At 35.0% G+C, this 12,611-nt stretch carries 15 protein-coding genes and 2 pseudogenes; 12 read left to right on the top strand and 5 right to left on the bottom strand.

Translation table 11 applies throughout. The features are described from left to right. Positions 1-62: 62 nt before the first annotated feature. From AB4865_RS00240 to glyA, 3 genes and pseudogenes are all read right to left on the bottom strand, one after another. A pseudogene (locus AB4865_RS00240) lies at positions 63-200 on the bottom strand (IS982 family transposase); the annotation flags it as partial. Between the two features lie 54 nt (positions 201-254). Then, positions 255-476, bottom strand: a pseudogene (locus AB4865_RS00235) (IS982 family transposase); the annotation flags it as partial. A 606-nt stretch (positions 477-1,082) separates the two neighbouring features. Next, a complete protein-coding gene (gene glyA, locus AB4865_RS00230) occupies positions 1,083-2,357 on the bottom strand; it encodes a serine hydroxymethyltransferase (RefSeq protein WP_372473732.1) in 1,275 nt (424 codons plus the stop codon). A gap of 240 nt (positions 2,358-2,597) precedes the next feature. Here glyA and fahA point away from each other — a divergent pair, with 240 nt between their 5' ends. From fahA to AB4865_RS00200, 6 genes are all read left to right on the top strand, one after another. Beyond that, the gene (gene fahA, locus AB4865_RS00225; RefSeq protein WP_372473730.1) at positions 2,598-3,887 is read left to right on the top strand and encodes a fumarylacetoacetase; all 1,290 of its coding nucleotides are present in this window, start codon (positions 2,598-2,600) and stop codon (positions 3,885-3,887) included. Positions 3,888-4,080: 193 nt separating this feature from the next. Continuing rightward, entirely contained in the window at positions 4,081-4,329 is a 249-nt protein-coding gene (locus AB4865_RS00220; RefSeq protein ID WP_372473729.1) for a hypothetical protein, read from the top strand. A 7-nt stretch (positions 4,330-4,336) separates the two neighbouring features. Beyond that, the gene (locus AB4865_RS00215) at positions 4,337-4,549 is read left to right on the top strand and encodes a hypothetical protein (RefSeq protein WP_372473728.1); all 213 of its coding nucleotides are present in this window, start codon (positions 4,337-4,339) and stop codon (positions 4,547-4,549) included. A gap of 198 nt (positions 4,550-4,747) precedes the next feature. Beyond that, positions 4,748-4,981 carry a hypothetical protein gene (locus AB4865_RS00210; protein ID WP_372473727.1) on the top strand — a complete coding sequence of 78 codons (234 nt, stop codon included), beginning with the start codon at positions 4,748-4,750 and terminating at the stop codon, positions 4,979-4,981. Positions 4,982-4,992: 11 nt separating this feature from the next. Beyond that, positions 4,993-5,376, top strand: a complete 384-nt coding sequence (locus AB4865_RS00205) for a hypothetical protein (protein WP_372473726.1) — start codon at positions 4,993-4,995, stop codon at positions 5,374-5,376. Between the two features lie 104 nt (positions 5,377-5,480). Continuing rightward, positions 5,481-5,630: a hypothetical protein gene (locus AB4865_RS00200; RefSeq protein WP_372473725.1), complete on the top strand. Its 150-nt coding sequence runs from the start codon at positions 5,481-5,483 to the stop codon at positions 5,628-5,630. 47 nt (positions 5,631-5,677) lie between these two features. On the opposite strand, the gene eptA is transcribed toward AB4865_RS00200, so the two are convergent. Together eptA and AB4865_RS00190 are read right to left on the bottom strand one after the other, a co-directional pair. Next, positions 5,678-7,192, bottom strand: coding sequence for a phosphoethanolamine--lipid A transferase EptA (gene eptA, locus AB4865_RS00195; RefSeq protein WP_372473724.1), 1,515 nt, complete (start codon positions 7,190-7,192; stop codon positions 5,678-5,680). Beyond that, on the bottom strand, positions 7,167-8,009 hold the full coding sequence (locus tag AB4865_RS00190) for a phosphatase PAP2 family protein (RefSeq protein WP_372473723.1): 843 nt from the start codon (positions 8,007-8,009) through the stop codon (positions 7,167-7,169). Before AB4865_RS00190 ends, eptA begins: the two co-directional genes overlap by 26 nt. Positions 8,010-8,158: 149 nt before the next feature. Here AB4865_RS00190 and AB4865_RS00185 point away from each other — a divergent pair, with 149 nt between their 5' ends. From AB4865_RS00185 to AB4865_RS00160, 6 genes are all read left to right on the top strand, one after another. Then, positions 8,159-8,905 carry an MlaE family ABC transporter permease gene (locus tag AB4865_RS00185; protein WP_372473722.1) on the top strand — a complete coding sequence of 249 codons (747 nt, stop codon included), beginning with the start codon at positions 8,159-8,161 and terminating at the stop codon, positions 8,903-8,905. 172 nt (positions 8,906-9,077) lie between these two features. After that, positions 9,078-9,833: an ABC transporter ATP-binding protein gene (locus tag AB4865_RS00180; RefSeq protein ID WP_372473721.1), complete on the top strand. Its 756-nt coding sequence runs from the start codon at positions 9,078-9,080 to the stop codon at positions 9,831-9,833. 69 nt (positions 9,834-9,902) lie between these two features. Next, positions 9,903-10,115, top strand: coding sequence for a hypothetical protein (locus AB4865_RS00175; protein WP_372473720.1), 213 nt, complete (start codon positions 9,903-9,905; stop codon positions 10,113-10,115). A gap of 9 nt (positions 10,116-10,124) precedes the next feature. Next, the gene (locus tag AB4865_RS00170; RefSeq protein WP_372473719.1) at positions 10,125-10,343 is read left to right on the top strand and encodes a Uma2 family endonuclease; all 219 of its coding nucleotides are present in this window, start codon (positions 10,125-10,127) and stop codon (positions 10,341-10,343) included. Between the two features lie 643 nt (positions 10,344-10,986). Continuing rightward, positions 10,987-11,499: a hypothetical protein gene (locus AB4865_RS00165; protein ID WP_372473718.1), complete on the top strand. Its 513-nt coding sequence runs from the start codon at positions 10,987-10,989 to the stop codon at positions 11,497-11,499. Beyond that, entirely contained in the window at positions 11,499-12,551 is a 1,053-nt protein-coding gene (locus tag AB4865_RS00160; RefSeq protein ID WP_372473717.1) for a chorismate mutase, read from the top strand. The genes AB4865_RS00165 and AB4865_RS00160 overlap by 1 nt, the downstream gene beginning before the upstream one ends. The last annotated feature ends 60 nt before the right edge of the window (positions 12,552-12,611 follow it).

Raw genomic sequence — 12,611 nt, 5'->3', positions numbered from 1 at the left:
TGATTTTAGTCCACAAAGTTTGGGGTATTAATGGAAGTTTTTTTTCATACCCATTGTGCATTTTAAATTATACTTGCTTTAATTTTATTTATTTCCTTTTTTAATACAAATTTGTTAATGTATTGAATTAAGGCTATAGCAGTTATTTTGCTGATAATTAGTATTTTAAAACCGTTGAATGATTTTGGATAATTTCTTCTACAGAACAGATAATGGGTAATTTATACCCAAGATAATGGATTTATATGATAAAAAAGATTTCGTTTTCTTTTGTTGTAAACACTCCTTTCTGTTTTGGTTTTCAAAGAATTAGATGGTTTTCTAAACAGTTACATTTCACTATCAATACTTAAATATTCAAAAGTTAAATTCAAACTCACAAGTTATAAATCACTCATTTTTGGTTTTCTCCTTTGATAAGGTAAAAGCTGATGAGGTAAAAACTTTTTTAAAACTTCTAAAATTCTTTCGTATATTTAACTTTGTTGAATCTTCGATTTGTCCTAAGTTGTTCATTTTTGATTTGTTTTAACGAACTAAATGTGTTGATTTTCAGTTAAATAAATAACTTTTTTTATTTGTTTCATAATGCACAATGGGTTTCTATTTAGTTTTTCTATATAAACGGTTCTCTTGTAAGTGAGGCAATGTTTTCTTATCATGTGTTAATGAATTTTTTGTAAATACAATGAATGATGAAATTTTGTTCAATCTTTTTGGAAATAAAAGTACTTAGATTTCGTGTGCTTTATAAATAATTAAGTGATTTTGTATTCTCTAAATAATTGTGCATTAGAATGTTGAAAATATTTTTGCAACCACTAGCGTGAGGGGGTGAGGCATTTGTTGGAGCTCTTTTGCAATGGAACGGTAGTGAAAGTGCAAAAAGCGACTGACGAACACCCGACACGAGCATCGCCTCTTGATTTTGTGAAAAAACTATAAATGGTAAAACATTCCGTTGTTTTTGAGCTACCTATTCTTTGGGAAGAGGAGAATGCGAAGTGGCACGCCCAAAAAATGATAAAAAAACTGCCTAAAATACATTAGACAGTTTGTGTATGTTGAGATTTTTTTGCGAATTAGAATACAAACAATGGTCTTTCGCTCATCATTTCGTTTACTTCGTCGGCTACTTGCTCGATGATTTCTTCGTTTCCGATGTTTGAAAGTACACGGTCGATAAATTCTACTACCGTTTCCATGTCTTCTTCTTTCAAACCACGAGTGGTAACAGCAGCGGTTCCTACGCGGATTCCTGAAGTAACAAACGGTGATTTGTCGTCGAACGGTACCATGTTTTTGTTTACTGTGATTTCTGCTTGTACCAAGGCTTTTTCTGCGTCTTTTCCTGAGATGTTTTTGTTTCTCAAGTCGATAAGCATCATATGGTTGTCTGTGCCGCCAGAAACGATGTCGTAACCCCTTTTTACAAAGGCAGCTGCCATAGCTCTAGCGTTTTTCTGCACTTGCAACATATAGTGCATGTACTCATCTTGCAATGCTTCGCCAAATGCAATTGCTTTTGCTGCGATGATGTGCATCAACGGACCTCCTTGATTTCCAGGGAAAACTGATCCGTCTAAGATTGCCGACATCATTTTGGTTTCGCCTTTTGGGGTTTTGATTCCCCAAGGATTTTCGAAGTCTTTGCCCATCAAAATCATACCACCACGAGGTCCTCTCAAAGTTTTGTGTGTAGTGGTTGTAACCACATGACAGTGAGGGATTGGGTCTGACAATAAACCTTTGGCAATCAATCCCGCTGGGTGAGCAATGTCTGCCATCAACAAAGCACCAACTTCGTCGGCGATTTCTCTAAATCTTTTATAATCAATCTCTCTTGAGTAGGCAGAAGCACCTGCGATGATCAATTGAGGTTTTTCTTTTCTTGCGATTTCTAATACATTGTCGTAGTTGATTCTACCTGTTTCTTTTTCTACTCCGTAAAATACAGGTTGGTACAATTTTCCTGAGAAGTTTACAGGCGACCCGTGTGTAAGGTGTCCACCGTGTGAAAGGTCAAAACCTAATATTTTGTCTCCAGGTTTTAAAATAGCTGCAAAAACAGCGGTATTTGCCTGAGAACCAGAGTGAGGTTGTACATTGGCATACTCGGCATTGAAAAGCTCTTTGGCTCTGTCGATAGCGATTTGCTCTACGATATCTACTACCTCACAACCACCGTAATATCTTTTGTTTGGATACCCTTCGGCATATTTGTTTGTCAAAACAGAACCAGCTGCTTCCATTACTTGTTCGCTTACAAAGTTTTCAGAAGCAATCAATTCTAATCCGTGCAATTGTCTGTCTTGTTCGTCAAGAATCAGATCAAAAATTTGTTCGTCTCTTTGCATTATTTGTTGATTTGATGCAAATTTATGAATTAATATTGTTATCTTCGCAATGAAAAAATAGTATTAGCAAAATTATTGTGAATTGATAGTAACTATAAAGTTATATTGTCATTCCGTCGAAAGGAGGAATCTTCTAAAAATCAAACAATTTGTTCGTTTCGAAATGACATAATACCCTTGTGATTTCAAATAATTTTAGCAAATTCTGAAAATTATTAAACAATATTTAAATTAAACAATATGAATATTTTTGCAAATAATCCTGCATTGAAATCATGGTTGGAGGTTTCTGCACAATCTGACTTTCCTATTCAAAATATCCCTTTTGGAGTTTTTACTGACGAAAACGATAGAGTACATATAGCTACTCGTATTGGTGATTATGCTATCAGTTTGTCGGTATTGGAAGAGTTAGGCTACTTTATCGACATTGATTTTGACGGTGAAGTTTTGCACGATGAAACTTTGAACGCTTTTATCTCTGAAGGGAAAGCCGTATGGAGAGCGGTGAGAAATCGCATCGCTGAAATTTTCGAGGCAAACAATCCAAAATTGAGAGATGATGCAGAGGCGAGAGCAGAAGTAATTTTTGATTTGGATAAAGTATTGGTAGAATTGCCAGTGTATGTGGGAGATTATACCGATTTTTACTCTTCGAGAGAGCATGCTACCAATGTGGGGATGATGTTTAGAGATCCAAACAATGCGTTGTTGCCTAACTGGTTGCACATTCCTGTAGGATACCATGGTAGAAGTTCGACCATCGTTCCGTCGGGGGTGCCTGTACACAGACCTGTGGGACAATCGTTGCCAAAAGGTGAAACATTGCCAGTTTTTGGTGAGTCTAAACGCGTAGATTTTGAGTTGGAAACAGCTTTTATCACAACAGATGCCAACGAAATGGGGCAGAGAGTACCTGTAGAAAAAGCAGAAGATGCTATTTTTGGTATGGTGCTATTGAACGATTGGTCGGCTCGTGATATTCAAGCGTGGGAATATGTGCCGCTTGGGCCATTTTTGGCGAAAAACTTTGCGTCGTCTATCTCTTGTTGGGTAGTAGCATTGGATGCGTTGGAGCCATTTAGATGTGCAAGTCCAGTACAGGAAGAGCCAAAACCACTTCCGTATTTGCAACAAACAGGAGACCATGCGTTTGATATCAATTTGGAAGTAATCATCGAGACCGAAAGTGGAGTATCGCAAACGGTATGTAAATCCAACTTTAAATATATGTACTGGACGATGAGTCAGCAGTTGGCTCACCATACGGTAAACGGATGTTTGGTGTCTTCGGGAGATTTGATGGGATCAGGAACGATTTCGGGGTCTGAAAAAGACAGTTTTGGTTCGATGTTGGAATTGACTTGGGCAGGACAAAATCCTATTGCAATGCCAGACGGAACTGAGCGTACATTTATTCAAGACAATGATACGGTAGTAATGAAAGGATATTGCGAAAAAGACGGTGTACGCATCGGATTTGGAGAGGTAAGTTCGAAGTTATTACCAGCAATTCCATTTGTAAAATAGTTTTTCTTCATTTTTTTATACTTAAGCTGTTATCTGAAAACCGTCAATGGAATAGGATAGCAGCTTTTTTTGTAATGGGATTTTCTTTTTACGAAAAGCATCTCATATTATTTTTTAACTTTGAAATTAAATTTTGAAATCATAAATATTCTTTATAAATTAGCTACATAATCAATTTGAAATCAGATAATTTATGGAGAGTTTCATCAACGACTTTAAGAAGTTTAAAGTACAATTAAGCGAAGAAAGTTGTGTGAAAAAACAACTTTTTATCAAATTGGGTGAGGGCAATGCACCTGCACTTGATTACAACCTACCTCAATCGGCAAGTTTTACTTCTTATGGAAATCAATTTGTAAAAGAAATTTCTCAAAAGTTTTTCTTCCGCATACTAAAGAAGTTCCAAAAACAACTATTTCAATGTTGTAAGAAACAGTTCTGAAGAAGAATTGCGAATCAGATTTGCAGTAGCAATTCAATTGCAAAACAGCAAACATGTATTGTTGAAAAACAATCATCTACTTCGCAAACATCTCGATTTGAAAAATTCTAACCTAAAAGCCATTGCATTAGACACTACAATACCTATCAAAAGAGACGAGAATACTCCGCCAGAAAAATTATCCAAAGAAGCCTTTTTATTCGACAAGAAAAACGCTTAAACGAATTGCAATTGGTGCGTTTGGCAAAATAAAGATTGAAACCTGTTGTAGTAGAGAAATTTGGCGGTTTTGAAATTAAAGTAGGGTTTTTAAAAGACCTAAAGTAGCTTTTCCTTATTTTACAATTGTTGAAGAATATACTACTTGTTCGTTTTTAGGAGATTACGGAGCAGGAAAAGTAATCAAAACTTTTTTCTTTTGCTAGGAGAAAAAACAAGCATTACCGTACGAACATACAAAGAGAAAAATGAAACCAAAGCGTTTTCTGAAAATGTATTGAATACTTTTAGCGAAAGTAGTACCAACGAATTAGAGCGATTGGTCGAAGACGAAACAGGATTGAGTACTACAAATTCTCAGGAAAGTAGCAGTACATACTCAAATTCTCAAACAGGAAGTGTGAGTTTTAATGCAAGTGGAAGCTTTAACTAAGCTTGTTGGCTTTGGAGCAAACGCAAGCTTTTCTACCAATTCATCAAATACGCATACCAAATATATCAGCGTCAAGAGCAAGTAATGTTCGTTCACTAAACAAAGTATTGGACAAGTATGTAGCCAATTCTAATACCAATAGAACCATTGACATCAACACTTCAACTTCAGAAACTTACACAGAAGGCGTAGAAAGTGCTATTGTAAGAGAAATTGCAAACATCAACAAGAGTTGTGTATTGAATTCTGTATTTAGACAATTGCAACAACAATATACCACCATTACTTATTTGAGCAATATAAAAGTTGCCTATTGCAACGGATATGAAGAAAGTTTTCGTATGGTAGCATTGGAAGAATTAGACGTTTTGTTGGAAGATACGATTGTAAAATAACTGCTATAGCCTTAATTCAATACATTAACAAATTTGTATTAAAAAAGGAAATAAATAAAATTAAAGCAAGTATAATTTAAAATGCACAACGGATATATTTAAATATGTTTATAGGTTGGGGATACGGAATAAAATTTGATATATCAAGAAGAATCGTTGTTGATATCAATCTTGCGATGGTCAGAAATTTTAATGATAAATCAAACGAACAAATGTTTGCAAAAGGAGGATTGTATTTTGGGTATAAATTTTAAATTTAGAGGCTGTCCGAAAAAGTAACGGACAACCTCTTTTACTATTTTTATTTCCCAAACACACTCAATTCTTTTTCCAAAACAGGACTTCCGATAGACAGAAAATCCAACACCGAATGGAAAATACACCCTTGATTGGCTGATTTTAGCGTTTTTGTTTTACCGTTGTTTGTCCATACGATAAAAGGTATTTCGTATTGCTCTTTTGGAGCAATGCTCATCGGCAATCCGTGCATATAGAGATTTTTTTCGCCTAACGATTCGCCGTGGTCTGAAATGTAAATCATACTGCTTTTGTAGCCTTCCAAATCTTGCAATTCGGAGATGACTTTATGCAATAAATAATCGGTATAAACAATCGTATTATCATACGCATTGATGAGTTCGGTTGGGGTACAGTTGCCCAATTCTACGCTTGTACACACGGGGCTAAACTTTTCAAATTCAATTGGATACTTCGTGTTATACAAAGGGCCATGACTTGTAGAGGTGTGCAAAATAATCAGTATTTTGTCTTTGGTACTTCCCAATATATCCTCTTTGAGATTTTTCAACAAGATACCATCATAACCACAATCTTCGCCCTCGCAATCTTTTCGTAAATCATTTCCATTGAAATACTTTTCAATTTTCACTGGAGGTTCGCCCGAATTGGTACTTTTCCAAATCACATCAACACCTGTTCTGTCTAGATAATTGGGTAAAATTTCATACAAATCGCCCGAATCATTGTGTGACAAAATACATTTCACTCCAGCAGTGGTATAAGTAGCACACGAAGTAGCTGGGAAATGTGTAACACCTTCGGTTTGAGACAGTAACGGATTGGTGTTTTTTTCATAACCATACAACGAAAAATTCTGACTACGAGCCGATTCGCCAATCACCAAAACCACCACCGATTTTTCATTGTTGAGGATTTGAGCATCGGGTAATGGAATTTCCTCCCGATTTTCTTGAGCTTTATGCACAAAATACAAAGCCGTATTTACCGAATATGCCCAAGGCATTGCCAATCCACCTAAATATTTAGAGTTTTTATCTATCCAAAGTACATTTTGAGCATTGATTCCCACCAAAAGTAAAATCGGCAATAGACTCAATCCCCATGTTTTGAAAAACTGTTTTACAGTTGGGTATTCTATTTTTGTTTTAAAAATAAAAATACATGGCAAAATCCCCATGAAAAGGATGTATAAAATCAGTTTAAAAGAGAAAAAACTACTTGATTCTTCATAATTGGTATTAAAGACATTGCCTATCATACTTTCATCGACAATTATGCTGTATGTATTAATGAAAAATACCGAAATGGCACTCAAAAGGAATGTGATAGACAATAAAATTTTTCCTACAATTCGAGTGAGAAACAGCACCAAATAAAAGGCGAAAAAATTGGCAATCACCATCAAAATCAAAAGGCTGACAATCATCAAAATGCCATTGAAACTCTTGGTGTCTATATTTTCAAAAACAAAATTGAAAAATCCGTAATGAAACAATAGGAAGTTTAATGTACTGATAATGAGTGTAAATTTACTCAATGATATTTTTTCTTTCATAATATTTTTTTGTAGTTAGATAAATTGCGAAACATAAGCTCAATAGCGAGAAAAAATAAATGGTCAACGGTTCTTGATAAATTCTTATACATAAAACTATTGCCGAAATCGAAAACAAAGCGATAAAAATCGGATGGTATTTTCTATTGGACATCCATTCAAAAAAATTAAATTTTTTGACAGACAAAAGCCCGATAATAGCTGCAAAAGCCCCCAGTGAACTACCCAAAAGTACATCCAACGGATGGTGAGCACCCACTGCCACTCGAGAAAGAGCAATAAATAATCCTATGGAAAGTCCAATCAACCAATAAATAAAACGATATGAGCGTTTTTCAGGAGAAAAAAATAGTAAAACGACCACTAACCATGTAAATATAGTGATGGAATGTCCCGAAGGACAACTCGAAAAACCAACAATTTTTTTTCCTATGATTTGAAAAGTATTTAGTTCGTAGCAAGTTGCAGGTCTGGGAATGTAAAACAGACTTTTGGGTATTTTTGATAAAAACAATGAAAGAATTGATGAGCGAATCAAAACGTGCCAAAAGTTTGGATATAAAATATAAAATACAGACAATAAGGATAATACAATAAAGGCGTCTCCCAATTGAGTAAGGTTGTTTTGTACATCTGGAAAACGTGAAAGATGTTTGTTTAAAAAATAAAACCAACTTTTTTGAATATTTACATATCCATCAGCACTAAGTGCATTGTTGTAAATGATGAAACCTAAAATCAAAAAAATTACCAAAAGCGGTGCAATCATTAAGTAGGATGGGAGTTTGTGAAATGTTTTTTCTGAGTAATGAGTCATTTTACAATTTTGATTATTTGGGGTCAAATGTACTAAGATTTTTTTAATCTACTAATGCAAAATGCTAAATGGAAACTTTGGACGATTGTATTCCTCAGTCAATTGAATTAATTTTTTTTGTATTTTAGCACTCGCAAAAAAGAATATGTATGTTTTTAAAAACAGTATTGACCAACATAGGGAAATTTTCCTTGATGATTGTAGAAATTTTTAGAAAACCAACCAAATGGCGTATCATGAAGGGCTTGATTTTCAAGGAAATTGATGAGCTAATCATAGGTTCTTTAGGGATCGTGTGTTTTCTTTCGTTTTTTATTGGAGCGGTAGTTTCTATCCAAACCGCATTGAACTTGAGCAACCCTATGATACCGAAATATTTGATAGGATTTGCAGGGAGACAGTCTATATTATTGGAGTTTTCACCTACATTCGTGTCGATTATTATGGCCGGAAGAATGGGGTCGTATATTACCTCAAGTATCGGTACTATGCGAGTAACTGAGCAAATCGATGCGTTGGAAGTAATGGGGATAAATTCTATTAACTATTTGATATTTCCTAAGTTAGTAGCTTCGTTGACCTATCCGTTTTTGATAGGAATCAGTATGTTTGTCGGAGTAATGGGAGGGTATATCGCTGGAACATTTGGAGGGTATTTGTCTGCCGAAGAATTTATCAAAGGATTGCAATACGATTTTGATCCATATCATGTAACCTATGCGTTTATCAAAACCTTTATTTTTGGGTTGGTATTAGCAACAGTGCCTTCGTTTTATGGGTATTATATGCAAGGAGGAGCCTTGGAAGTAGGAAAAGCTGCAACCAAATCGTTTGTTTGGACAGCGGTAACGATTATTATCCTCAATTATTTATTGACGCAGATTTTATTGACATAGTTTCGATACCTATTAGAATCATAGAGCAACGACCTATGTTTGCTTTTAAATCGGAGCGTCTTTGTTTTCTAAAAAACTCGGATTCTCGGTGGTGAAAAAAAGACTATGTAGTAAAAATATCTGTGTAATCTGCGAAAGTTTTCATTAGACCGCAGGTGTAAAAAATGACATTATGATTGAAATAAAAAACATAAAAAAATCCTTCAATGGAAAAGAAGTATTGAAGGGAATTACAACGGTTTACGAATCAGGAAAGACCAATTTAATTATCGGTCAATCTGGTTCAGGAAAAACTGTATTGTTGAAAACCTTGTTGGGAGTGCATACACCTGACAGCGGACAAATTATTTTCGACGGAAGAGATTTTGCCTTGTTGTCAAACGATGAACGAAGAAATCTTCGTACAGAAATCGGAATGGTATTTCAAGGAAGTGCTTTGTTTGACTCGATGAATGTGGAACAGAATATAGGTTTCCCGTTGAGAATGTTTACGAATAAGAGTAATACTGAAATTAAAAATCGTGTGCAAGAAGTAATCGAGCGTGTAAATCTGAAAGATGCCAATCACAAGATGCCGTCTGAAATTTCGGGAGGTATGCAAAAAAGGGTAGCCATTGCCCGTGCGATTGTAAACAATCCTAAATATCTGTTTTGTGATGAGCCCAACTCGGGATTAGACCCAAAAACCTCGATCGTTATTGACGAATTGATACAAGAAATTACGCATGAATACAACATTACAACGGTTATCAACACCCACGATATGAACTCAGTTTTACAAATCGGCGAACACATCGTGTTTTTGAAGAACGGTGTATTGGTTTGGGAAGGCAACAGTCAGGAAATCATGGCAACGGAAAATCCAGATATTGTAGATTTTGTGTATTCATCAGAATTGTTGAAAAAAATCAAAGAAGCACACTCATAGGGGACGAAACATTTTTCGCCTCCTACGAAATTTGAAAAAATGTAAATTGATAACCTAAAATTGAGTATTATGGAGATAACAAGCATTGATCAATTGGATTTTAATAAAACCTATTCGTATGCGGATTATCTTTTGTGGAAATTTCAAGAGCGTTTGGAGTTAATCAAAGGGAAAATTTTTGCGATATCTCCTGCACTAAGTAGAAAACATCAGGATATTTCGTTTAATATAACACTTACATTGGGTAATTTATTTAAAAAAGTACCCTGTAAATATATGTAGCCCTTTTTGATGTTCGCATTCCAAGAAAAGGAAAAAAATAATAAAGATATTTTGACAGTGGTTCAACCTGATTTGTGCGTAATATGCGATGAATCCAAATTGGACGACAAAGGTTGTTTGGGTGCACCAGATTTAATTATAGAAATTCTTTCTCCAGGAAATTCAAAAAAGGAAATGAAAAAGAGATTTTCAGAATTTGAAAAAAACGCGAATAAAAGAATTAGTTAGGAAGAGTTAAGAATAAAAATTCAGGAAGAAAGAAATGCAATATAACTTGTATTTGTCAGAACAAGCTCAAATTGAATTTGATGAAATTTTATTTTTTACAATCCTAAAAAAGAGAGTTTAGGATATGAAGTTCAAGACGAGATTGTTGAATATTTTGATGTGATAAAGAAAAATTCTTTTTTGTTTCAAAAACGAATCGACCAAATTAGATGTTGTTTTACAAAGAGATTTAATTTTGGATTTTTTTATTTTGTTAATGAAATTAATATAGAAATCAATGTGATAGGATTAGTCAACAGTAAAGATAATCCTAAAAAATTAAAAGGTAGATTTTTGTCTTAAATTTCAATTTAATCGAAAAATATAAATAGCTGCAGTCTATGTTTTCTCTAAAAAGCGTAGCATCTAAATATTCACACAAAGTTATACCTATGTTTCTATTGTTTCCTATGTGGTTAATTAAGAACAAGTGTAGCGTTTCTAATTTTTTGTGGTAAGAAAAGAAAAAAATGTGTTTTTCAATGTTTGTAAATTTACTTTGTACAGTCAGTCGACAAATCTTGGGGTCGAGTTATAAAGATAATTTTGTTTCGCTCAGTTCGTGGGGGTCAATTCGTGTAATTTGTAGCTAAAATACAATAGTATGTTTTCACTATTCAAAAATCAAAAAGAAAAGAAACTGGTAAAATTAGGCTTTCAATCCCTAATCGATGCCTATAAAGAAAAGTTCAACTCGGGCGAATGGACAAAAGAAACCTACAAAAAAGCTATTGATACTTTGTACAAAGACAAAAAAACAGCTATTGAAAATATCGACAATATACAGGTTTCTACGCGTCAAACTTATGACGACGATGAGGTAATATCTCCGCTCAATTTGCAAAATATCCGGCAACATTTTATCGATTACGATTTTGTGTATAGCAGTTTGCTGTTTGAATACAAAAATCATAACAAAATACATATTCAAGCTATTGATACTTTAGAAAAATGGTTGGAAGAGCAATTTCCAACGGCAAAGATTACCGAGAGTCATACTCAAAATTGGTGCGAAAAAGATACCAATCAACTCATCGAAAAAGCCTTGGAAGCCATTACCGAAGATAATGCCGACGAAATAAAAACAATTTTTACCCTATTGAAAAACAGAACTTAATGAAAATACCATCGCCATCAAAACCGTATCTTATTGCAGGGCCGTGCAGTGCCGAATCATTGGAGCAGGTATTGCAAATTGCCGAGCAAATAAAATCCTATTCACAACTTTTCCGTGCAGGGATATGGAAACCTCGTACGCGTCCCGGTGGGTTTGAAGGAGTAGGAGAGATAGGTTTGCAGTGGTTACAAGAAGTAAAAAAGCAAACCCAATTGCCCTTAGCTGTTGAGGTTGCCACGGCTCACCATGTGGAAAAAGCTCTCGAATATGGCGTAGATGTGTTGTGGATTGGAGCCAGAACCACGGTAAATCCTTTTGCGGTACAAGAAATTGCCGATGCCTTGCAAGGAGTAAAAAAACCGGTGATGATAAAAAATCCTGTCAATCCCGATGTGGCATTGTGGGCAGGTGGTGTCGAGCGATTGCAAAAAGCAGGAGTTGAAGAAATATCGCTCATTCACAGAGGTTTTTCAACTTATGAAAAAACGATTTTTCGCAATACCCCCGAATGGCAAATTGCCTTGGATATAAAATCGTTGTTTCCTCAATATCCACTGATATGCGACCCTTCGCATATTGCAGGAAATAGAAATTTAATAGCCGAAGTCTCTCAAACTGCTTTGGATTTGAACTTTGACGGACTGATGATAGAAACACACAACTGTCCAGACAAGGCGTGGAGTGATTCCGCACAGCAAGTTACCCCAGAAACCCTATGGGAAATCTATCAAAACTTGAAAGTGAGAGATTTGGCCAATCACGAAGAGCAGTATGTACTCAATATAAAAAATTATCGCAATCAAATCGATGCCCTCGATACCAAAATCATACATTTGCTCAATCAACGTATGGAGATTGTGGATAAAATTGGCGATTTGAAGAAAAATAAAAATGTAGCTGTTTTTCAGCAAGAGCGTTGGGCAGAGGTATTGCAAAAAATGACCGCTCAGGCAGAAAAGAATCAACTCGGAGAGGAATTTATCACGGCTTTGTACAAGGCGATTCACCAAGAAAGCATCACCCGACAAAGCAAGATTGTCAATCAGAAGTAAGATAATAGAATGAAAAACACTTTTTCTACTATTAAGTCTTTTTCATTTCTTTTTCATAAT

Source organism: Capnocytophaga sp. ARDL2, from assembly GCF_041530365.1.
Classification (GTDB): domain Bacteria; phylum Bacteroidota; class Bacteroidia; order Flavobacteriales; family Flavobacteriaceae; genus Flavobacterium.
Note: the sequence above shows the minus strand (reverse complement) of the source record. Positions and strands in the feature narration are given on the sequence as shown.